Here is a 20,431-nt window from a genome sequence, read left to right on the forward strand (position 1 = left end):
AGCTGGCACCGCGCCTCCAGTCCGTCAAGCGGTCACGCGATCAGACGGACGCACCCGTCCACTCGTCCTCGGCGGCGACGTGGTCGCTGCCCAGGGTGCCGGCGGCCATCGCCGCGGCCACGCGGTCGGCGTGCGACGGCGGGTTCGAGGGGACGCCTTCCGGGCGGCCCTCCTCGTTGATCTTCCGCAGCTCGGGGACGATGTCCTCGGCCAGGATGTCGATCTGCTCGAGCACCGTCTTGAGCGGCAGCCCGGCGTGGTCGACGAGGAACAGCTGGCGCTGGTAGTGCCCGACGTGGTCCTTCATGGCGGCGTACCGGTCGATCACCTGCTGCGGCGAACCGACCGTGAGCGGGGTCTGCTCGGTGAAGTCCTCCATCGAGGGGCCGTGCCCGTAGACCGGGGCGTTGTCGAAGTACGGGCGGAACTCGTCGATGGCGTCCTGCGAGTTCTTCCGCGCGAAGAACTGGCCACCGAGTCCCACGATCGCCTGGTCGGCGCGGCCGTGCCCGTAGTGCTCGAAGCGCTGGCGGTACAGGCCCACCATCTGCTCGGTGTGCTGGATCGGCCAGAAGATGTTGTTGTGGAGGAATCCGTCGCCGTAGTAGGCGGCCTGCTCCGCGATCTCCGGCGTGCGGATCGACCCGTGCCACACGAAGGGCGCGACACCGTCGAGCGGACGCGGCGTCGAGGTGAAGCCCTGCAGCGGCGTCCGGAACTTGCCCTGCCAGTTGACGACGTCGTTCTCCCAGAGCTGGCGGACGAGCGCGTAGTTCTCGATCGCGAGGTTGACGCCCTGGCGGATGTCCTGCCCGAACCACGGGTAGACCGGCCCGGTGTTGCCGCGGCCCATCATGAGGTCCATGCGGCCGTCGGAGATGACCTGGAGCATCGCGTACTCCTCGGCGATGCGCACCGGGTCGTTCGTGGTGATGAGGGTCGTCGACGTCGAGAGTGTGATGTGCTTCGTGCGTCCGGCGAGGTAGCCGAGCATCGTCGTCGGGCTCGAGGCGACGAACGGCGGGTTGTGGTGCTCACCGGTGGCGAAGACGTCGAGTCCGGCCTGGTCGGCGTGCTCGGCGATCGTCAGGATGTCGCGGACCCGCTGGGTGTCGTCGGGGGTCCGGCCGGTGACCGGGTCGGTCGTGACGTCACTGACCGTGAAGATGCCGAACTGCATGATGCGCCGCCTTCCGCGGAGTCCCTCCGCCTGCGATTTCGATGCGTTTGCATCGACTTGCTCGGTACAACGTAGCGCAGGCCGAGGCATTCCCGCCAGCGGCGACTACGCGGCGTCGTCGTCCAGCACGCGGTTCCGCAGCACCTTCGACTCCCGCCACAGCATGTACGCGCCGGTCCACACGAACATGATCGCCACCAGCGCCAGGCAGGGGAAGAGGAAGACGAAGTCGAGCGTCGTCCCGATCGGCGGGGCGCCGGGCATCGCCGACCGGAGCGCCGGGAACGACAGCAGCGTGGCGCTCAGCCAGATCACGTTCGCGAACTCGAGCTTCCGCCGGAGGATCGCGCTGCCGATCGTCACGACGGCCATCAGCGTCGTGAAGAGGATCGCCATGATGTAGAACGACACGATCACGACGCTCAGGGTGTCTCGGTGCCCGTCGATCTGCATCGGGACGAGGGTGCGGTCGCTCTGCACCTCGGCGGCGCTCCGCTCGGCGTTCATCACCCACGGCCGGGCGGAGTTCGACATGTCGACCTCGAACGGCACGGCGTCCCCGGAGTCGTCGTCCTGCACGCTCAGCTGGAAGTTCGCGAACGGCTGGTCGAACGGGTACGAGGTGTCGCCACGGTCGAGCGTCAGCGTCAACGAGGTCGCGTCCACCACCGACTGCCCCGGGAACGTCACGACGCTCGTCGTCACCCCGCCGCTCGAGACCTCGATGCGGAGCGGCTGCGAGATCTCACCGGCCTTCTCGCCCTCGAACGAGCCGTGCGGGATCGGCAGGACGTTCGCCTGCATCACCCGGTTCGAGAGGTCGACGTCCTGCACGCTCATCCGCAGGGTCATGTAGTCGCCGGACTGGCTGTTCGACCCGCTCACCGGGACGGCGGTCGTCGTCTTGAGCGCTCCGGAGAGGCCGATCACGACGTAGTAGACGGCCAGGACGACCACCGCCACGAGCAGGATGACCGGCGCGGGGTTCCTGCGGGTGCGCTTCGCGGTCGGAGCGCCGGGTGCGCCGGGTGCGTCGGGCGGTGCGTCGGTCGTGTGGGTCATCGGTTGCTCCCGGACGGTGGGTCGGTGGCGGGTCGGCTCGGGTCGGTGGCGGGGCCGTTCGGTGCGGCGGTCGGACCGTTCGGTGCGGCGGTCGGACTGGAGGCGCGGCTCGGGTCCGACGGACCGGCCCCGGTCGGCGAGGCGGTCGCCGCTACGGCGGGGCCGCTCGTCGCCCGCCGGCCGACGACGGTCGCGGCGAGCGCGAAGAGCAGCATCGCGAGGAGCGGCACCATCGCGCCGGGGAACTCCGTGGCGTTGAAGGTCGTGATCTGGTCGGCCAGCTGCGACGCCTCGGTCTCGCCCTTCGCGACGGCTGTGGTCACCGTCATCGCATTGGACTGCGACGCCCGGTTCGACGCGAGCGAGATCTGCTGGACGGCGGTGTCCGGCGCGTTCACCGGGTCGGCGTACACCCGGACGTCAACATCCGCCTGCTGCCCGGGGTCGAGCGGGATCATGCACGAGAACGAGCTCGTGGCGACGGTGCAGTCGAGCAGGGAGTCGTCGACCTCGACGTTCACGTTCCGGTAGACCATGCCGGGGGTGATCCGGGCCTCGAACGTGATCGCGACGGTCGCCCCGGAGGCGTTCGGGCCGAGCGTGCCCCGCATGTCGGCCGCGGTGCCGGGCACGATGCGCTGCGTGCCGAAGCGGAGGTCCATCGCGAGGGGACCGTCGTCCGTGCCGCCGCTGCCCACGCCAGCACCGCCGGTGCCGCCGCCGCCCCCGCTGCCGTTGCCGTTGCCGTTGCCGGCGCTCTCCCCCGGCGCGGGCGGTGTGGTCGAAGGCGACGACGACGGGCCGGTGCTGCCGCCCACGTCTCCCGACCCGACCCCCTGGCCGGTGCCGGAACCGCTCCCGGCTCCCGTACTCGGGCTGCCGGGCGTGCTCGGCGCGGTCGGCGCGGTCCCGCCACCAGCGCCGCCGGGACCGCCCGTGGAACCGCCGCCGGTGCCGGGGAGGCCACCCGCGCCTCCTGGAGGGGACGGTGTCGCGACCGTCACGGTGAAGGCGGTCGACGCGCGCGCGGACTCGACGCCCCCGTACGTCTGGGTCGCCGTCAGGGCGACCGCACCGAGGGCGAATGCGCGCTCCGGCGTGCAGGCGAAGGAGGTGGCCCGCGTCGCGGTGGCCGTGCAGACCACGGTCCCGCCCTGCCGGACGGTCACCACCGCGTTCGGGATCACGCCGCGGCCACGGACCTCGGGTGTGCGGTCCGTCGTCGACGTGCGGTTGCCCGGGGCGGTGATCACCGGCGCTCCGGGAGCGATCGTGCGGACGGTGCTGCCGGACTCGACGGGCGAGACGGCCGCGGTGATGGAGGACGCCCGGGCTGTGATGGTGAACGCCGACGCGGGGACGGTCCCGGACCGGGCGGCGACCGTCAGCCGGAGGACGTGCCGGTCGCCGGGAGCGATCGTGCCGAGGTCGACCCCGGCGGCGAGGCCGGCGCAGTCGATCGTGGCGTCGTCGAGCTCGCACACGGGGACCTGCAGGCCGCCGGTGTCGGCGGTGAGGAGGACGCCTCTCGCCTCGCCCTCGCCGGTGTTGGCCAGTGTGACCGTCCGGATCGCCGGGAAGCCCGCGTAGAGCTGCGTCGCACCGGCCTGGGTCACGCTGAGGCCGGCCGGCGCCAGGACGGTGAACGTGCTCGTCACCGCCGGGGAGACCTGCCCGAAGCGGTCCGTCTGCGTCGCGCTGATGGTGTGCTCTCCGACCGCGAGCGGCTCGGTCGGCGTGCACGACCAGTCCGGGGTCGTCGCCGGGTCGACCGTGCACAGCGGCTCGCCGTCGATCGTGGCCGCGAGGGTCGTTCCCGTCGTGTCCGCCGCACCGGCCACCTTCGTGCCGGTGATCGTCGGCTGCGTCGCGATCGACTCGTCGCCCGCGGGCGGGGCGGTGATGGTGGGGGCAGCGGGGGCCGGGGGCGCGACGACCGTGATCGAGTAGGGCGCGGCTGCCTCGAACGGGCTGATCTCGGACAAACCGGCGACGGTCCCGAGCGGCGAAGCCGGATCGATCGTCATCGTGATGGCGACCTGGTTGCCGGTGCCCCACGTGCTGGCGCCGCACGCCGCCTGCGTCCCGCCGTTCGTGGGCACGCAGGTGAACTGTCCGAGCCCGGGTGCGGGGACCGACTGCGCAGCCGTGATCGTCGTGTTGGGCGGCGCGGTGATCGTCCAGGTCCCGGTGCTGGCGGACTGGTTCTGCACGATCGCCGTGGCGGTACCACCGGGTGTTCCTTCGTCGGCCGGCCCGTTCGGGACCTGGACCATGGCGGATGCGGAGGTCGCGGGGACGAGCACCCCGGTGGCGACGAGGAGCGCCCCGAGGGCAGCGGCCACGGTGCCACGGACCCGACGTGCCCGCGTCGGGGTGTGCTCCACCCGCATGTGTTCCCCGTCCACGCCGGCTCCCGAGGCCGGCGTGTGGACGACGCTAGTCGGACAACGGTCGTCCGGTCCGGAGGCGTTACAGGCCTGTAACCCTTGAGGATGCGATGGCTACCGGCCCGGGAGCGCCTCGGAGTCCGTCCGTGCCGCGTGGTGCATGCCGTCGGCGATCCACACGATCGTCACGACGGCCAGCACGCTCGCGCTCGACGCCATCCGGCCCGCGACGAGGATCGCACCGTGGTCGTGTGCCCCGCCCGAGATGCCGTACACGAGCGCCGCGACACCGACCAGGAACGTCACCCCGGTGGCGACGAGGAGGACCCAGGTCACCAACCGACGCGGACCGCGGTGGCCGTCGCGGTCGCCCCGCGCGCCACGGTCGACCCGTGGTCCGAACGCCCGCACGGCCCCGACCCAGAAGAGCGCGATCGCGCACGCGCCGATGATGTCGCTGACCCGGTGCCAGCCGTAGACCACGGTCTGGTTCGCGACGAAGACCGCGTAGGCGGCGCCGACGATCACGACGAGCGGGCGGAACCGACGCGGCGTGACCATGAGCACGGCGAACAGGGCGGCGAGGGCGATCGTGGCGTGACCGGACGGGAACGAGTTCGGCGTGGTCGACTGGGCGATCTCCGGGCGCTCGGCGATACGCTTGACGAGCGTCGAGGTGGCCGCCGAAGCGAGCACGACGACACCGGCTCCGAGCCCCACTGCGAGCCGGCGCCGAGCGAGCGCGACGGCGGCGATCACGACCACGAGCAACAGGATCACCGGTACCGAGATGACGTTCAGGGCAGTGTCCGACGAGAACAGGTCAGATTCCCGGACTCCGCCGAGTGCGGCGTCCTCGACCCGCTGCCCCACCGGCGTCAGCACCGCCACCGCGTAGACGAGAGGCACGATCACGAACCCCAGAGCCGACAACAGTCCCCACCGCAACCGCCGTGAGACGCTCGGTCCACGCGACTCGGGTGCGCTGCGTTCGGGCGTTCGGGTCACCGGGCTGGTCCTCCTCGGGGTGCTGGTCGTCGGTGTCGTCGCACGCCTGTTCACGCGCGTGCGATTCGGACGGTCGGGGTCCGACACGATACCGTTGGGACGCCGGTCGGAGCCTGGGAACCGCGGGACAGCGACCTTCGGATCCGGCAACGCACCGACCGGCCGCGCGCGGGCGAACGCACCGGCGCGCATCGCCGGACCGACGTACACGGCGTCGGCTGCGTACGAGGAGGAAACCGAAGTGGCCATCAAGGAACCGAGCATCACCGCTTCCCCGAACCGCGGTCTCGCGCTCACCGTGGGCGCGCTGCTCCTCATCTGGGGCATCCTCGGGTTCTTCTTCGCCGCCGACGGCGACCCCGGCTTCTTCAGCCGCAAGGGCGGCATGCTCTGGAACGCGTTCGGCGTCAACCCGCCGCTGGCACTGCTGTGGGTCCTGCTCGCGGCCGTGCTGCTCATCGTCGGGCTCGGCAACACGATCGGGTCGCGGAACGCGAACGTCCTCGTGGGCGCCGTCCTCGTCGTGCTGGCGGTCTACGGCTTCGTGTTCGTGAACACCTCGGCGAACGTGTTCGCGCTCAACACGACCGACAACGTCTTCCACGCGATCGTCGGTGTCATCCTGCTCCTCACGGCGTTCGGCGCCGACAAGGAGAACCTCCGCGCGCTGCGTGCGGACACCGCCCGGGCCTGATCCAGCGCGTCCCGACGCCCCGCCCGCCCCTCGTGGCCGGCGGGGCGTCGTGCGTCCGTGCCGTCGCACGCCCGGGCCGCCGCGCGCCCGGGCCGCCGCACGCCCGCGCCGCCGCGCGCCCGCGCCGTCGCACGTCCCGGCCGTCGCGCGCCTAGGCCGTCGCGCGGGGGCGGGTCAGTCGCCGCCGTCGGCGTCCGGGGCGGGAGCGGGAGCCGCCTCGAGCTCCGTCGCCACCACCCGCGGCGCCTCGGACATGAACCGCCGGACGTCGAGGTCCACGATGATGTCCTGCGGCCGCAGCGGACGCGTGAGGTACAGCCCCTCGAGCGAGGTCAGCCGTGACAGCGCCACGTACGTCTGCCCGGCGCTGAACACCCGGTTGCCGAGGTCGACCACCGCCCGGTCGTAGGTGCTGCCCTGCGACTTGTGGATCGTCACCGCCCACGCGAGCCGGAGCGGGAACTGCTGGAACTCGCCGACGGTGTCCTTCTTGAGTTCCTTCTTGTCGGCGTCGTAGGAGTACTTGAACTTCTCCCACACCGACGGCTGGACCTCGAACGACTCCCCGTCGACGTCCACCCACACGGTGTCGCGGATCGTCTGCACGACCCCGAGGGTGCCGTTCACCCAGCGCTGGTCGGGGTCGTTGCGCAGGAACATCACGTGCGCGCCGGGTTTCAACTCGAGAGCTTCGTCCGCCGGGAAGTTCCGTCCGCCGAAGTCACCGTTGACGTCGGCCCGCGCGGTCCGCACCTTGCCGGGCAGCCGGTCGAGTGCGGCCTTGTTGATGCGCGCCACGGTGTCGTTCCGGGTCGCCAGGGTGATCGCGTCGTCCGGAGCGGGTCGGGCGCCCGCCGCGTTGAGCTGCCCGGCGACGTCGGCCGTCACCCGCCCGTGCCGCACGGCCGTCAGCATCGCGGCGAAGGCGTCGTCGCGCTGCCGGTGGACGGTCGCGAGCTCGACGATGTTGAGCTCCGCCTCGAGCCAGACCTTGGCGTCGAAGAACCACATCGAGCGGTAGTGGTCGGTGAAGTACGCGCGCTCGTCCCCGTCGCCCGGCACCGGCGGCAGCTGGTACGGGTCGCCGAACATGACCACCTGCACGCCGCCGAACGCCTCGAACTGACGCCCGCGGGCCTTGCGCAGCGAGCGGTCCATGGCGTCGAGGAGGTCGGCGTTCACCATCGAGACCTCGTCGATCACGAGGGTGTCGATCGTGTTGAGGAGCTTGCGGGTGTCGGGCCCCTGCCGGAGTTCGGCGTCGGCGATGAGCCCGATCGGCAGGCGGAAGAGCGAGTGGATCGTCTGCCCACCGACGTTCAGCGCCGCGACACCGGTCGGCGCGCAGATCACGACCTGCTTCTCGGTGTTCCACGACAGGTGGTTCAGGAGCGTCGACTTGCCCGTGCCCGCACGCCCGGTGATGAACACGTGGTCGCGGGTGTGCTCGATGTACTCGAAGACGGCCCGCTGCTCGGCACTGAGCTCGACGCTCATCGGGTCGCCACCCGGTCGTCGCTGCGCGGTCCGTCGACGGCGGGCTCCGCCACGGCACGGCGCACCCGGACCAGCACCACCACGACGACGGTCACGACGACGGCGACACCGGCGACCACGAGCAGCGCGCCCGCCCGGGCCTGGTCGACGAGCGGATCGGGTCCCCACGTCCGGCCCATCGCACCGAACCACGACGCCTGCAGGAGCCCGAGCGGCCCGCGCATCGCGATGCCGATCGACACCAGGCCGGCCGCGACGACCACCGCCCCGGCGATCCGGACGAGCGCCGCGGGCATCGAAGCGCGCCGGGCGCCGACCGCGATCGGCGTGAGCAGGGTGGGGACGGCGAGGAGCCCGACGAGCAGGAACCCGACGTCGATGACGGTGCGGCCGGTCGAGTCGCTGACCGACCACCGGAGTGCGTCGGTCACGAAGAACGCCCACCACGCCGCCGCCAGGAACAGGAACGCCGGGAACGGCTGCACGAGGTACCGCACCGCCGGGTTGTCGACCAGGACGCCCGTCCACTCGCGGACACCGGTGCTGCCGTCGTGGCGGGGGTGCACGGCGGCACGGATGAGCTGCACGGGTGCCGACGCCCAGACGAGCGCCGGCACGACGAGCCCGAGGAGCACGTGCGACCCGACGTTGGCGGACACGAGGAAGCGGTCGTAGGTGTGCAGCGAGCCCGAGGTCGCGACGACGAGCGACACGATCGCGATGCCGGCGGCGACCGTCCGACGCACGGGCCAGCGCACACCGGCGCGACGCAGGCGGACGATGCCGGCGGTGTAGGTCGCTGCGAGCAGGACAGCGGCCATCAGCCAGAACAGGTCGATGTTCCACGCCGTCAGCCATCCCCAGGCACCCGGCGCGTGCGGCAGGGCGTCGTCGGTCAGCAGCTCGGCCGGCGACGGGTTCGTGGTCTTGCTCAGCGCGACCTGGTCGACGGGGGTCGCGGTGCGGCCGAGCGCCGCGGCGAACCCGCTGGCGACGCCCATCACGGCGAGCTCCGCCACGACGAGGAACCAGAACGGACGACGGCGCTCGCGGGCGGTGCCGAGCGCACGGATCGCCCGTCGACGCTGCACGACCCCGAGCACACCCATCGCGACGATGGCCGCGATCTTCACGAGCACCAGGACCCCGTACGCGGTGAAGAGGTTCGAGAGCGCCCCGACCCGGATCTGCGCCGAGGCCACACCGGACACGGCGACGAGCACGAAGCACCCGAGCGCGATGCTCGAGTAGCGCCCGACGACGACGGGCAGGCGGTCGCCGTCGATCACCGGGCGCAACAGCACGAGCATCACGAGTCCGCCGACCCAGAGCGCGGCGCCGACCAGGTGCAGCCCGAGTGCGGTGACGGCCGCGTCGTGGCTCGCCGTGCCCGCGGCGTGCCCCTGCTGGGCGAGCGGGACGAGCCCGATCATGGCGACGCCCGCGGTCAGGGCGACCATCCCGCGGGAGCGCACGGCGAAGCACAGCACCGTGACGGCCGCGGCGACGAGGACGGTGACGAGCCAGGCGAGGCCGAGGTCCGTCCCCGTGAGGAACACCCCCATCGACTGCCCGAACTGCTCGTCGATGCTGATCCTCGAGCCGGCGACGCTGAGGAAGGTGAAGAACGTCGTGACGGCCGACGACACGGTCCAGACACCCGCCGCACCGGCGGCCACGTCGATCGCGCGGTTCCACTCGGGCGCGGTGCGGGACAGCCCGACGGTCGCGAGCGCGAGACCACCGATCGCGGCCGCGGCGGAGAGGTCGACCACCAGTCGGGCGATCGGCAAGCCGAACCGGACGACGGCGCCGGGGTCGGCGATGAGCGCGGCGTTCGCGCCGCCCCCGATGACGAGGGCGACGAGGAGTGACACGAACCCGACGAGCAGCAGCACGGCGGGGCCGGCGATGCGCGCGATCCGATTCACCCGTCAAGCCTAGGCGCTGCCCCACCCGGCCACGGAATCGAGCGGGGCGACCTGTGGAGGGCGATCCGCGCCTCCTGGATGTGGAGGACCGACCACGGACCCATCGCAGGCCGGGAACGACGAAAGGGACGGCCGAAGCCGTCCCTTTCGTGGCGCGGGAGCAGTCTTACTTGACGGCAGCCTTGAGCTTCGAGCCGGCGCTGACCTTGACCGAGTCGCTCGCGGCGATCTCGATGGCCTCGCCGGTCTGCGGGTTGCGGCCGGTGCGGGCGGCACGGTGGGTCTTCTCGAAGGCGATCCAACCGGGGATCGTGACCTTGGTGCCGTCGGCGACCGAGCCGGAGACGACGGAGAAGAGCGCGTCGACGACGCCGTTGACGGTGGCCTGGCTCTGGCCGGACTCAGCGGCGACGGCAGCGACGAGCTCGGTGCGGTTCAGGGACTTGTCAGCCATGGATGTCCTCCTCGGACTTCTTGCAGTATCGGTCGGACGACTTCTCGTCCGGCGCCCGGAGCGGGTGCTCCGTGCCACGGTGCCGGTGGGCGCGAGACCCTGCGGAACCGGAGTCGAACGTACCAGCCACCAGGGACGAAACCTGCCGACTCGCCCGGATTTCCGGGGTTGTCGGGGTACTGGAGGGGCAGAAGTGACCGATGTGACGAAGATGTCCCCCGAAACGGCACGGGAACGGCGGACGCCCCGCCACCACTGGGGTGACGGGGCGTCCGCGGAAGCTGGTGCTTACCAGGAGCTCTTCGTGATGCCCGGCAGCTCGCCACGGTGGGCCATGTCGCGGAAGCGGACACGGCTGATGCCGAACTCACCGAGGTGGCCACGGGGGCGACCGTCGATGGCGTCGCGGTTGCGGTAGCGGACCGGCGACGCGTCGCGCGGGAGCTTCTGCAGGCCGACGCGGGCGGCCTCACGCGACTCGTCGGAGCCGTTCGGGTCCACGAGGGCCTTCTTCAGCTCGAGACGACGCTCGGCGTAGCGCGCGATGATCTCGGCGCGCTGGTTGTTCTTCGCGATCTTGCTCTTCTTCGCCATGCTTAGCGCTCCTCACGGAAGTCGACGTGCTTGCGGATCACCGGGTCGTACTTCTTGAGCACGAGGCGGTCCGGGTTGTTGCGACGGTTCTTCTTGGTCACGTAGGTGAACCCGGTGCCCGCCGTGGAGCGGAGCTTGATGATCGGACGAACGTCCTGACCCTTCTTGGCCATCAGATCTTCTCCCCACGGGCGAGGAGATCCTTGACGACGGACTCGATGCCGCGTGCGTCGATCACCTTGATGCCCTTCGCGCTGAGCGTGAGCGTGACGTTACGACGAAGCGAGGGCACGTAGTACGTCTTCTTCTGCACGTTCGGGTCGAAGCGACGCTTCGTCCGGCGGTGCGAGTGCGAGATGTTGTGTCCGAAGCCGGGGGTGGCTCCGGTCACCTGGCACACTGCTGCCATGGTTTCCTCCTGAGGTACCGTGCGACCGGACGGCCGCACCCAAGGTCACTTGCCTGGCGCGCACGCGCTGCGTCGCCGAGCGACGGAGCGAGGGGGTTGTGCGCACCGCCCAGGCCCGCGATCCCTGTCGAAGGGGCCGTGGACACCGCGCGACCGCGGCGTACGCGACGGTCGGAGGGCTTGGAACAACTGGGCTCGCCACGCGGACGCGGAGAACCAAGGGTCAAGCGTACGCGACGACCGGGCGTGTCGCAAACTGCCGCAGCTGCGTGGGTCGCTCTGGAGGCGCGCCCCGCGCTACGGCGCCTCGGCCGGCCTCGGCGCCAGCGCCTGCACCATGAGCTCGCCGAGCTCCCGCGGCGCCGTGAACATCGGCCAGTGCCCCGTCTCGAGCCCGAGGATCGCGAGCTCCTCCGTCGCCACGAGCTCCGCTGCCCAGGCCTGGTGGTCGGCCACCATCGTCGCGAGGTCCGCCGCCGGGATCTCGCACGTGATCACCGTCGCCGGGATCGTGTGCCGCGCGCCGTCGGCGTAGTGGAACCGGTCGGACGGCACCGCAGCGGGCTCCGGGATCGCGCGGTGCTCGAACTCCGACCGCAGTGCCGGTGTCATCCCCCGCACGGTCGCCGGCTCCCACACGTCCCACGAGGGCAGCGGCACGACACCGTCCACCACGGGCAGCTCGTCGTTGACGCAGCTGCCCTCGGGCCCCGGGAAGGTGTCGACGTAGAGCAGGTGCGCGACGAGCGAGGGCCGCTGGTCGGCGGCCATGTACGCGATCGGCCCCGCGCCGGAGTGTCCCGCCAGCACCACGGGCTCGTCCGGCGTCGCGACGTCGTCGAGCTTGTCGACCAGGGCGGCCACCTGCTCGTCGAGCGTGTCGCCGTCGCGGGTGATCGCCTCGACCGAGTGGCCCGAGGCTCGGAGCACCGGGGCCACCTCGTCCCAGGCGCTCGCGTCGAGCCAGAAGCCGGGCACCAGGATCACGTGCATGAGGCGGAGACTACGCGCCGGTGCGTGCGGCCGTGCAGGACGCGCACTCCCCGAAGATGTCCACCACGTGGCTGGCGTTCGTGAACCCGTTCGCCGCCGCGACCTCCTGCGCCCATCGCTCCACCGGGTCCGCCTCGATCTCGACCGTGCGGCCGCAGTTCCGGCAGATCAGGTGGTGGTGGTGCGCGTCGGTCGTGCACGCGCGGTACAGCGACTCGCCGTCCTGCTGCAGCGAGTCGGCGTCGCCCTCGGTCGCCAGGTCGGAGAGCGCCCGGTAGACGGTCGCGAGTCCGATCGTGGAGCCGTCGTCCCGCAGGTGCTGGTGCAACGCCTGCGCGCTGACGAACCCCTCGGTGCTGGACAACGCGGTGCGCACCGCTTCGCGCTGCCACGTGTTCCGCTTCGGCTTCTGCACGGCGTTCATGCGGTCGCTCCTTCCTTCCGGCCGGCGGCGGACCGGTGGTCCGCATCGTCGGCCTGGAGGCGCGGTGCGCCTCCGTCACGCTGGTCACGGCGCACGATCCGGTCGCGTCCGCGCTTGTCCTTGCGTCCGCCGACGATCCGGCAGACCACCCAGATCACGAACGAGATCGTCGTGACGTACGGGCTGATGGGGAGCCCCCCGCCGAGGGCGAGCAGGATGCCGCCGACGACCGAGACGACGGCGAACACCGTCGACAGGACCGGGACGACGACCGGGTGGGAGCTGAGGCGCAGGGCAGCGGCCGCGGGGGTGACGAGCAGCGAGAGCACGAGCAGCGCGCCGACGATCTGCACCGACACCGCGGTCGCGAGTCCGAGCACGAGCATGAACACGAGCGCCAGCGTCCGGACCGGCACCCCGGCGGCGGCGGCCACGTCCGGGTCGACCGACGAGAACATCAGCGGGCGCCAGATCACGAGCAGCGTCACGACGACGATCGCGGCGACGACGACGAGGAACGTCAGCTGTGGGTTGTCGACCGAGACGATCTGCCCGGTGAGCAGGCCGAACTTGTTCGCGGCGCGGCCCTTGTAGAGCGCGAGGCAGAGGATGCCGAGGCCGAGGCCGAACGGCATGAGCACGGCGATGATCGAGTTGCGGTCCCGCGCCCTCGACCCGAGCAGCCCGATGAGCAGCGCCGCGATCACCGACCCGACGAGCGACCCGGTCACCACGTTCACCCCGAGCAGCAGCGATGCCGAGGCGCCCGCGAACGAGAGCTCCGAGATGCCGTGCACGGCGAAGGGCATGTTCCGGGCGACGACGAACGGCCCGATGAGCCCGCCGACGATGCCGAGCACCGCGCCGGCCCAGATCGAGTTCTGCACGAGCACGACGAGCTCGCCGTAGTCCTGGAAGGAGAAGACCTGCGACCAGATGTCCATCAGATCCGCCCGTCGTCCGGCGTCACGGCGTTCGGGTCCGCGTCGCAGTGGTGGTCGTGCGCGTCGTTCGCGCCCACGATGACGATCCGCCCCATCGTGCGGACGACGTCGACGGGGGTGCCGTACAGGTCGGAGAGCACGTCCGTGCGGAGGACCTCGTCGGGGGATCCGATCCGGAACCGCCCGCCGGCGATGTAGAGCACCCGGTCGACGACGTCGAGGATCGGGTTCACGTCGTGGGTGACGAACAGCACGGCAGCGTCCTGCTGCCGACGCTGCCGGTCGATGAGCTCGGTGACGCCGCGCTGGTGCCGGAGGTCGAGCGAGATGAGCGGCTCGTCGCAGAGGAGCAGCGCGGGGTCGGCGGCGATGGCCTGCCCGACGCGGGTGCGCTGCTGCTCGCCGCCGGACAGCTCGGCGACCGGAGCGTCCGCGAACGCGGTGGCCCCGACCTCGTCGAGGATGCGATCGACCCGGGACCGTTCGGCACGGCTCGCGGGCTTGATGCCCCACCGGGAGCCGGTCACGCCCTGCGCGATCATGTCCCGCGCCCGGAGCGGGGTGCCAGCGTCCATCAGGCGCTGCTGTGGGATGTACCCGATCTTGCGGTGCCCGCGCCGGACGGGCTGGCCGAGGAACGACATCGTGCCGCTCGTCAGCCGCTGCTGCCCGAGGACCGTGCGGAGGAGCGAGGTCTTGCCCGCCCCGTTCGGCCCGAGCACCGCGACGAACTCGCCCGGCGCCAGGTCGAGGTCGAGGTGCGACCAGAGTGCACGGGAGCCGTACGACAGCCCGGCGTCGCGGAGTTCGAGCACGGCGGAACCGCCACTGCCCGGGGCAGTGGCGGTCCGCTCGGTCGTCGGGTGGGAGACGGTCGTCACTTCTGGAGCGCCGCCTGCACCTGGTCGATGTTCGCCTGCTGCCACGAGACGTAATCCTCCCCCTTCGGGAGCGTCTCCGTGACACCGACGACCGGGACGCCGTTCTCGTCGGCGGCCTTCTTGACCTCCTCCGTCTCCGGGCTGGAGGTCTGGTCGTTGTAGGCGAGGAGCTTCACGGTCTTGTTCGTGAACAGCTTGAGCGTGTCGTTGAGCGCCGCCGGCGGCACGTCGTCGCCTTCCTCGATCGCCTCGGAGAAGGCGTCCGGCGTGACGTTGTCGAGGCCGATCGCGTCGAAGAGGTACCCCGGGACCGGCTCGGTGTACGCGACCTTCTCGCCGCCGTACGTCTTCTCGAGCTCGGCCGTCTTCGCCTCGAGCCCCTCGAGCTTCGTCGTCAGCGCGTCTGCGTTCTTCGTGAAGGTGTCCGCGTCCGCCCGGTCGAGGTCGCCGAGGCGCTTCGCCACGTCGTCGGCGAGCTTCACCATCGTCGGGTAGCTGTAGAACACGTGCTCGTTGAACTCGGCGTCGCCACCCTTGTCGAGACCGGAGAGCTCGACGACGTTGATCGTGTCCGCCTTCGTGCTGGACGCGTCGGCGAGGGTCGTCATGAAGTCGTCGTACCCGCCGCCGTTCTCGATGAGGAGGTCGGCCTTGGACACCGCGAGCTGTGTCGTGGCGCTCGACTCGAACGAGTGGGGGTCCTGCGACGGGTCGTCCAGGATGCTCGTGACGGAGACGTGGTCGCCGCCGATCGCCTCGACGATCGAGCCGTAGACGTTGGTGGAGGCGACGACCCGGACGGTGCCGTCGCCCGAGGCGTCGCCGGAGGCGGAGGACGTCGCGCAGCCCGTCAGGGCGAGCGCGGCGGCGCCGGCGACGAGCGGCAGGGCGAGGAGACGGTTGTGCATGTCGACGAGCGTAGGGCTAGTTGATAACGGTTGTCAAAACCAGTATCAGCCGGATGACGGACGGGAGGCGCGGTGCCAGCCGGCACCGCGCCTCCAGTCCGTCAGGTGGTGACGACTACGGCTTCGTGGCCGCCTCGATCGTGTTCTCCGCGATCGTGTCGTCCTCACGCCCGGGCGTGCGGAGGTTCCACTTCTTGATCACGAAACTGAACAGGAAGTAGTAGATCACCGCGTAGCCGAGGCCGATCGGGATGAGCCAGATGGCTCCGTCCGCCTTGCCGAAGTTCAGCACGAAGTCGATCGCGCCGGCCGAGAACGAGAAGCCGTCGTGGATCCCGAGCGCGTTCACCAGCGCCAGCGAGGTACCCGTGAGCACCGCGTGGATGATGTAGAGCGGGAACGCGACGAACATGAACGAGTACTCGAGGGGCTCGGTGATGCCGGTCACGAACGAGGTGAGCGCGGCCGAGAGCATGATGCCGCCGACAAGCTTGCGGTTCTGCGGCTTGGCGTTGCGCCAGATCGCCAGGGCACCGGCCGGCAGGGCGAACATCATGATCGGGAAGAAGCCGGTCTGGAAGATGCCGGCGGTCGGGTCGCCGGCGAGGAACCGGGCGATGTCGCCGTGGTAGGTCGTGCCGCCGGTGGTGAAGCTGCCGAGCTGGAACCACGGGAAGAAGTTCAGCAGCTGGTGCAGCCCGATCGGGATGAGCATGCGGTTGACGAACCCGAAGATGCCACCGCCGATGACGGCGTTGTCCGCCACGGCCTGGCCGGCAGCGGTCAGGGCGATGTCGAAGTACCGGTAGAAGAACGACATCACGACGGCGATGAGGAGACCGGCGACCGCGGTGAGGATCGGCACCAGGCGGCGCCCGGAGAAGAAGCCGAGGAAGTCGGGCATCTTCGTCCGGTGGAACTTCTCCCACAGGAACGCCGACACGAGCCCCATCACGATGCCGCCGAGGACACCGAAGTTGATCGTGGCCTGGTTGCCGTTCGCGTCCTTCACGCCGTCGAGCACGATCGGGGACATGGCCGCGAACACCTGGTACATGACCATGTAGCCGACGACCGCGGCGAGCGCCGTGGTGCCGTCCGACTTCTTCGCCCAGCCGATCGCGATGCCGACGGCGAAGAGCAGCGGCAGCCAGGTGAAGACACCGTTGCCGGCGGCGGCGATGATCGTCGCGCCCTTCTCGAAGCCGGGGATCGCTCCGAGCATGTCGGCCTGGCCGAGGCGGAGCAGGATGCCCGCTGCCGGCATGACCGCGATCGGCAGGAGCAGGCTCCGGCCGAGGCGCTGGGCGTTGGCGAAGACGCGCGACTGCTTCTTCGGGGTCTTCTTCTCCGGCACATCCGTGGCAGTGGTGGTGCTCATCGGAGGTCCTCTCGTCGTTGGGTGGAGCTGTCGGGGTGAGTTGAGTCGTACAGTCAGCGCAGGTAACCTCGGCGGTGTCGCCAGGTCCGGTCCTGTCCGGTCATGACCAGTTCCGTAGTCTGAACCGCGACCACACGCCTGTCAACCCGGCACGCGTTTTCGTAACGAGGAGGAAACGATGGCTGACATCAAGGCCGCTGACATCATCGCCGCGCTGGGTGGCGCCGAGAACATCGACGAGGTCGAGGGCTGCATCACGCGCCTGCGCGTCGAGGTCGAGGACGGGGACCTCGTCGACAAGGACGCACTGAAGGCCGCCGGCGCGCAGGCCGTCGTCGGTGGCGGCACGGGCTGGCAGGTCATCGTCGGCCCGATCGCCGACAACCTCGCGCAGGACATCCAGGACGAGCTGTGACCGCCGTCCGGACCCCGTTCCAGGGCCCGGTCGTCTCGCTCGCCGACGTGCCGGACCCGGTGTTCGCCGGGCAGCTCGTCGGCGCCGGCGTCGCGGTGGACCCGACCGGGGTCGAGGGTGCCGTCACGGCGGTCGCGCCGGTCGACGGCACGATCGTGAAGCTGCACCCGCACGCGTTCGCGCTGCAGGGTGCCGCGGGCACCGACGTGCTCGTGCACGTGGGCATCGACACCGTGAAGCTCTCGGGCGAGGGCTTCGAGCTCATCGCGGCCGAGGGTGACACGGTCGTCGCGGGCGACCCGGTCGTCCGGTTCACCCCCTCGGTGATCTCGGCCGCCGGCTACTCGCCGATCTGCCCGGTCGTCGTGCTCGGCTCCGCGCCGGACTCGATCGCGCAGGACGCGGTCGGCACCACGGTGCGCGACGGCGACACCCTGTTCGAGGCGTAGCACGCAACACCCTGCCGCGAGACTCGGCTCCGCGGACACTTTCGGGCCCGATCGGTCGCGGATGTGTCCGCCGGGCCGAGTCTCGGCGGTCGGCTACGCGACCGCGTGCGCCGTGACCTCCATCTGGACCCGGTAGCGGTCCGAGCGGTACCAGCTCCGCGTGTGTTCGACGGGGCGCTCCCCCGCGTACGACACCCGGTCGAACTCCAGCAGCGGCGCCCCGGTCTTCGTGCCGAGCAGCGTCGCCACGTCGTCCGCCGCCGGGTTCGCCGCCACGGTCTGCTGCGCGCGGTCGATCGGCGTGCCGTACTCGGTCGCGATGATCGAGTAGACCGACCCCGATAGGTCGTGCTCGAGCAACCCGGGGAACGCGTCCGCGACGAGCCAGGCGTCGTCGATCGACACCGGCGCCCCGTCGGCCATGCGCAGGCGCTTCACGTGGAAGGCCGCGACGTCGGGGTCGAGTCGCAGGGCCGCGGCGGTGTCGGACGGCGGGACCCGCTCCTCGCGCACGAGCACGACGGTCGTCGGCACGTGCCCCATCGCCCGCATCTCCTCGGTGAAGGACGCCAGGTGCAGCGTCGACTGCACGGGGCGGTGCGCCACGAAGGTGCCCTTGCCGCGCACGCGTTCGAGGTAGCCCTCGTTCACGAGCTGACCGAGGGCCTCGCGCACGGTGATCCGGGACACCCCGTACTCGGCGATGAGCTGGCGTTCCGACGGGATCGCCGCCCCGGGTGCGAGCCGGACCGTGGCGAGCTCGAGGAGGATGCGCCGCAGCTGCTGGTGCTTCGGTTCGGCACCCTCGGTGATCCGGCTCGTCATGCGGTCCTCGTGCTCCGTCGCTGGTCGTGCGGGTGGTCATGCGCGGACATGACCAGTGCCTGACACAGTAGCGAGTCCCCCTCGGAACGCCAACGTGCATGACAAGATGACGCCCGTGACAACCGTGGTGATCGTCGACGACGAGACGCTCGTCCGCTACGGCTTCGAGCTGATCCTCGGCGCCGCGCCGGACATCGACGTCGTCGCCACCACCGGGGACGTGGACGCCGTGCAGGTCATCCGGTCGCACGCGCCCGACGTCGTGCTCCTCGACGTGCGGATGCCGCGGGTGAACGGCCTCGAGGTCCTCCGCGAGCTGCAGGCCTTCCCCGAACCACCGGCGGTCGCGATGCTCACGACCTTCGACACCGACGAGTACGTCGGCCGGGCGATGGAGCTCGGCGCCGCCGGCTTCCTGCTCAAGGACACCGACCCCGAGGGCCTGGCCGAGTACGTCCGGGTCCTCGCCCACGGCGGGGTCGTGCTGGCACCGGGCGTCGATCGGACCCGGCTGTTCGCGGCACGTCCGGCGGCTCCCGCGCCGTCCGTCAGCGAGCGCGAGCACGCGGTGCTCCGGCTCGTCGCGGACGGCGTCAGCAACCCGGACATCGGCCGACGGCTCGGCGTGAGCACCGGGACCGTCAAGGAGGACATCCGGTCGCTGCTCGCCGCGTTCGGCGTCCCGACGCGCGTCCAGCTCGCGCTGCGCGCGGCCGAGGCGGGACTCCTGGATGGCTGACACGCAGCGGTCGGGGCGCGTCCGGCGGGTGCTCGCGGCGACCGACGGGAGGCTCGACCGCCTCGTCGACGTCGGCCTGCGGTGGGCGCGCACCCACCGTGCACCGTGGTGGCTGGTCGACGCCCTGTTCATCGCCGCCGCCGTCGCGGACGCCGTGCTCGACATCTCCGGGGCGACCGCCCTCGAGACGTGGTTGTCGCTGCTCGCGGCCGCCGCCCTGTTGCTCCGTCGTCGCTTCCCCGTGCTCGCGTTCGCCCTGACGGTGCCCGGGTTGTTCGTCGGTTCCGCGGTGGTGGCGGCGAGCGTGGCGCTGTTCACCCTCGGGGAGCGCACGAGCCGCCGGTGGCTGATGCTCCTCGCCGCTCTGGTGCAGTTCGTCGGCTTCAGCGGGTTCGTCGGGCCGCCGCAGACCCTCGACGAGATCGTCGTCTCCGTCGTCTACGCGCTCATCTTCGCGCTCGGACCGCTCGCCGTCGGGCTGCTCGTGCAGACCCGTGCGCGGCTGACCGACCAGCTCGTCGAGTCCCGCCGGGCCCGCGAGGACGAACGCCGGCAGGCCGCGGCCGTCGCCCTGTCCCGCGAGCGGGCGCTGCTCGCGCGGGAGATGCACGACGTCGTCTCGCACCAGGTGACCCTCATCGCGGTGCAGGCCGGTGCGATGCAGATGGCCGGCCGCGACGAGGCCGAGCGCGGGTTCGCCCGGACGATCCGGCAGCTGTGCGTGGTCACCCTGCAGGAGCTCCGCGAGATGGTGCAGGTGCTCCGCGCCTCCGGCGGCACCGACCGCGAGATCGCGCCCCAGCCGGTGCTCACCGACCTCCCCCGGCTCATCGCGGAGAGCGGGCTCGAGACGAGCACGACCGTCGACCTGCCGGACACCCTCGCCCAGCCGCTCCAGCGCGCGGTCTACCGGTTCGTGCAGGAGGGGCTGACGAACGTCCGCAAGCACGCCCCCGACGCGACCGTCCGGGTGAGTGGCCGGATCCACGGCGAGCACGTCCTCGTCGACGTCGTGAACGGCCCGGCGCGTTCCGAACGCCTCGAACTGCCGGGGTCCGGGCTCGGCCTGATCGGACTCGGGGAGCGGGCGTCGCTCCTCGGCGGCAGCATGGAGTCGGGCCCGCAGCCGGACGACGGGTTCGCACTGCACCTGCGGCTGCCGGTGGAGCACGTGCCGGCTGCCCGGGCGGTCTGACGGTCATCCTCGGAGCCAGCCCGTCCTGGCCGATCGGCCATCGCGGTTCACGCCGTGG

The 20,431-nt window shown here is 71.2% G+C and carries 22 protein-coding genes; 5 read left to right on the forward strand and 17 right to left on the reverse strand.

The annotated features are described in order from the left end of the window. Nucleotides 1–40: 40 nt before the first annotated feature. The 4 genes from ACEN8D_RS09380 to ACEN8D_RS09395 form a co-directional block, all read right to left on the reverse strand. Nucleotides 41–1,180, reverse strand: coding sequence for an LLM class flavin-dependent oxidoreductase (locus ACEN8D_RS09380; RefSeq protein ID WP_070417138.1), 1,140 nt, complete (start codon nt 1,178–1,180; stop codon nt 41–43). Nucleotides 1,181–1,285: 105 nt separating this feature from the next. After that, complete coding sequence (locus ACEN8D_RS09385) at nt 1,286–2,242, reverse strand: DUF4436 family protein (protein ID WP_413399910.1); 957 nt, start codon at nt 2,240–2,242, stop codon at nt 1,286–1,288. Then, nucleotides 2,239–4,650 (reverse strand): hypothetical protein, encoded by a 2,412-nt coding sequence (locus tag ACEN8D_RS09390; protein ID WP_495600992.1) that lies wholly within the window; start codon nt 4,648–4,650, stop codon nt 2,239–2,241. The genes ACEN8D_RS09385 and ACEN8D_RS09390 overlap by 4 nt, the downstream gene beginning before the upstream one ends. Nucleotides 4,651–4,746: 96 nt before the next feature. Further along, the gene (locus ACEN8D_RS09395; RefSeq protein ID WP_181015154.1) at nt 4,747–5,541 is read right to left on the reverse strand and encodes a phosphatase PAP2 family protein; all 795 of its coding nucleotides are present in this window, start codon (nt 5,539–5,541) and stop codon (nt 4,747–4,749) included. A gap of 340 nt (nt 5,542–5,881) precedes the next feature. Here ACEN8D_RS09395 and ACEN8D_RS09400 point away from each other — a divergent pair, with 340 nt between their 5' ends. Continuing rightward, nucleotides 5,882–6,334 carry a DUF4383 domain-containing protein gene (locus tag ACEN8D_RS09400; protein ID WP_175473751.1) on the forward strand — a complete coding sequence of 151 codons (453 nt, stop codon included), beginning with the start codon at nt 5,882–5,884 and terminating at the stop codon, nt 6,332–6,334. A 174-nt stretch (nt 6,335–6,508) separates the two neighbouring features. Here ACEN8D_RS09400 and ACEN8D_RS09405 read toward each other — a convergent pair whose 3' ends face one another. From ACEN8D_RS09405 to ACEN8D_RS09460, 12 genes are all read right to left on the reverse strand, one after another. After that, on the reverse strand, nt 6,509–7,831 hold the full coding sequence (locus tag ACEN8D_RS09405) for an ATP-dependent DNA helicase (RefSeq protein WP_309888390.1): 1,323 nt from the start codon (nt 7,829–7,831) through the stop codon (nt 6,509–6,511). Next, nucleotides 7,828–9,762: a bifunctional copper resistance protein CopD/cytochrome c oxidase assembly protein gene (locus ACEN8D_RS09410; protein WP_413399770.1), complete on the reverse strand. Its 1,935-nt coding sequence runs from the start codon at nt 9,760–9,762 to the stop codon at nt 7,828–7,830. Before ACEN8D_RS09410 ends, ACEN8D_RS09405 begins: the two co-directional genes overlap by 4 nt. Nucleotides 9,763–9,928: 166 nt before the next feature. Further along, nucleotides 9,929–10,216, reverse strand: coding sequence for an HU family DNA-binding protein (locus tag ACEN8D_RS09415; RefSeq protein ID WP_022908191.1), 288 nt, complete (start codon nt 10,214–10,216; stop codon nt 9,929–9,931). Nucleotides 10,217–10,504: 288 nt separating this feature from the next. Next, on the reverse strand, nt 10,505–10,810 hold the full coding sequence (gene rpsN, locus ACEN8D_RS09420) for a 30S ribosomal protein S14 (RefSeq protein ID WP_070417144.1): 306 nt from the start codon (nt 10,808–10,810) through the stop codon (nt 10,505–10,507). A 2-nt stretch (nt 10,811–10,812) separates the two neighbouring features. Then, nucleotides 10,813–10,983, reverse strand: coding sequence for a 50S ribosomal protein L33 (gene rpmG / locus ACEN8D_RS09425; RefSeq protein WP_022908193.1), 171 nt, complete (start codon nt 10,981–10,983; stop codon nt 10,813–10,815). Then, nucleotides 10,983–11,219, reverse strand: a complete 237-nt coding sequence (gene rpmB / locus ACEN8D_RS09430; RefSeq protein ID WP_022903747.1) for a 50S ribosomal protein L28 — start codon at nt 11,217–11,219, stop codon at nt 10,983–10,985. The genes rpmG and rpmB overlap by 1 nt, the downstream gene beginning before the upstream one ends. Before the next feature lie 297 nt (nt 11,220–11,516). After that, a complete protein-coding gene (locus ACEN8D_RS09435; RefSeq protein WP_413399722.1) occupies nt 11,517–12,212 on the reverse strand; it encodes an alpha/beta fold hydrolase in 696 nt (231 codons plus the stop codon). Nucleotides 12,213–12,222: 10 nt separating this feature from the next. After that, nucleotides 12,223–12,636 (reverse strand): Fur family transcriptional regulator, encoded by a 414-nt coding sequence (locus ACEN8D_RS09440; RefSeq protein ID WP_070417146.1) that lies wholly within the window; start codon nt 12,634–12,636, stop codon nt 12,223–12,225. Further along, nucleotides 12,633–13,580, reverse strand: a complete 948-nt coding sequence (locus ACEN8D_RS09445) for a metal ABC transporter permease (RefSeq protein ID WP_071303398.1) — start codon at nt 13,578–13,580, stop codon at nt 12,633–12,635. The genes ACEN8D_RS09440 and ACEN8D_RS09445 overlap by 4 nt, the downstream gene beginning before the upstream one ends. Next, nucleotides 13,580–14,461: a metal ABC transporter ATP-binding protein gene (locus ACEN8D_RS09450; RefSeq protein ID WP_092384778.1), complete on the reverse strand. Its 882-nt coding sequence runs from the start codon at nt 14,459–14,461 to the stop codon at nt 13,580–13,582. The genes ACEN8D_RS09445 and ACEN8D_RS09450 overlap by 1 nt, the downstream gene beginning before the upstream one ends. After that, complete coding sequence (locus tag ACEN8D_RS09455; protein ID WP_261646419.1) at nt 14,458–15,369, reverse strand: metal ABC transporter solute-binding protein, Zn/Mn family; 912 nt, start codon at nt 15,367–15,369, stop codon at nt 14,458–14,460. Before ACEN8D_RS09455 ends, ACEN8D_RS09450 begins: the two co-directional genes overlap by 4 nt. 115 nt (nt 15,370–15,484) lie before the next feature. Further along, nucleotides 15,485–16,750, reverse strand: a complete 1,266-nt coding sequence (locus ACEN8D_RS09460; RefSeq protein ID WP_070417148.1) for a PTS transporter subunit EIIC — start codon at nt 16,748–16,750, stop codon at nt 15,485–15,487. 178 nt (nt 16,751–16,928) lie between these two features. Between ACEN8D_RS09460 and ACEN8D_RS09465 the strand changes: the two genes are divergently transcribed. Together ACEN8D_RS09465 and ACEN8D_RS09470 are read left to right on the forward strand one after the other, a co-directional pair. Next, on the forward strand, nt 16,929–17,165 hold the full coding sequence (locus ACEN8D_RS09465) for a PTS sugar transporter subunit IIB (RefSeq protein WP_022907163.1): 237 nt from the start codon (nt 16,929–16,931) through the stop codon (nt 17,163–17,165). Further along, nucleotides 17,162–17,614, forward strand: a complete 453-nt coding sequence (locus tag ACEN8D_RS09470) for a PTS sugar transporter subunit IIA (protein ID WP_070417149.1) — start codon at nt 17,162–17,164, stop codon at nt 17,612–17,614. The genes ACEN8D_RS09465 and ACEN8D_RS09470 overlap by 4 nt, the downstream gene beginning before the upstream one ends. 93 nt (nt 17,615–17,707) lie before the next feature. Here the strand turns inward: ACEN8D_RS09470 and ACEN8D_RS09475 are convergent, their stop codons facing one another. Continuing rightward, nucleotides 17,708–18,439: a GntR family transcriptional regulator gene (locus ACEN8D_RS09475; protein WP_309888379.1), complete on the reverse strand. Its 732-nt coding sequence runs from the start codon at nt 18,437–18,439 to the stop codon at nt 17,708–17,710. Between the two features lie 115 nt (nt 18,440–18,554). Here ACEN8D_RS09475 and ACEN8D_RS09480 point away from each other — a divergent pair, with 115 nt between their 5' ends. Further along, nucleotides 18,555–19,178 carry a response regulator gene (locus ACEN8D_RS09480; RefSeq protein WP_413399449.1) on the forward strand — a complete coding sequence of 208 codons (624 nt, stop codon included), beginning with the start codon at nt 18,555–18,557 and terminating at the stop codon, nt 19,176–19,178. Then, a complete protein-coding gene (locus ACEN8D_RS09485) occupies nt 19,171–20,373 on the forward strand; it encodes a sensor histidine kinase (RefSeq protein ID WP_309888372.1) in 1,203 nt (400 codons plus the stop codon). Before ACEN8D_RS09480 ends, ACEN8D_RS09485 begins: the two co-directional genes overlap by 8 nt. The last annotated feature ends 58 nt before the right edge of the window (nt 20,374–20,431 follow it).

The organism is Curtobacterium sp. Curtsp22 (genome assembly GCF_059492135.1).

Bases quoted from the DNA above. Each gene is read 5' to 3' on its own strand.
- ACEN8D_RS09465 (WP_022907163.1), top strand. From the start codon at position 16,929: ATGGCTGACATCAAGGCCGCTGACATCATCGCCGCGCTGGGTGGCGCC.
- rpmG (WP_022908193.1), bottom strand. From the start codon at position 10,983: ATGGCCAAGAAGGGTCAGGACGTTCGTCCGATCATCAAGCTCCGCTCC.
- ACEN8D_RS09380 (WP_070417138.1), bottom strand. From the start codon at position 1,180: ATGCAGTTCGGCATCTTCACGGTCAGTGACGTCACGACCGACCCGGTC.
- ACEN8D_RS09485 (WP_309888372.1), top strand. From the start codon at position 19,171: ATGGCTGACACGCAGCGGTCGGGGCGCGTCCGGCGGGTGCTCGCGGCG.
- ACEN8D_RS09385 (WP_413399910.1), bottom strand. From the start codon at position 2,242: ATGACCCACACGACCGACGCACCGCCCGACGCACCCGGCGCACCCGGC.
- ACEN8D_RS09475 (WP_309888379.1), bottom strand. From the start codon at position 18,439: ATGACGAGCCGGATCACCGAGGGTGCCGAACCGAAGCACCAGCAGCTG.
- ACEN8D_RS09440 (WP_070417146.1), bottom strand. From the start codon at position 12,636: ATGAACGCCGTGCAGAAGCCGAAGCGGAACACGTGGCAGCGCGAAGCG.
- ACEN8D_RS09445 (WP_071303398.1), bottom strand. From the start codon at position 13,580: ATGGACATCTGGTCGCAGGTCTTCTCCTTCCAGGACTACGGCGAGCTC.
- ACEN8D_RS09460 (WP_070417148.1), bottom strand. From the start codon at position 16,750: ATGAGCACCACCACTGCCACGGATGTGCCGGAGAAGAAGACCCCGAAG.
- rpmB (WP_022903747.1), bottom strand. From the start codon at position 11,219: ATGGCAGCAGTGTGCCAGGTGACCGGAGCCACCCCCGGCTTCGGACAC.
- ACEN8D_RS09435 (WP_413399722.1), bottom strand. From the start codon at position 12,212: ATGCACGTGATCCTGGTGCCCGGCTTCTGGCTCGACGCGAGCGCCTGG.
- ACEN8D_RS09415 (WP_022908191.1), bottom strand. From the start codon at position 10,216: ATGGCTGACAAGTCCCTGAACCGCACCGAGCTCGTCGCTGCCGTCGCC.
- ACEN8D_RS09405 (WP_309888390.1), bottom strand. From the start codon at position 7,831: ATGAGCGTCGAGCTCAGTGCCGAGCAGCGGGCCGTCTTCGAGTACATC.
- rpsN (WP_070417144.1), bottom strand. From the start codon at position 10,810: ATGGCGAAGAAGAGCAAGATCGCGAAGAACAACCAGCGCGCCGAGATC.
- ACEN8D_RS09455 (WP_261646419.1), bottom strand. From the start codon at position 15,369: ATGCACAACCGTCTCCTCGCCCTGCCGCTCGTCGCCGGCGCCGCCGCG.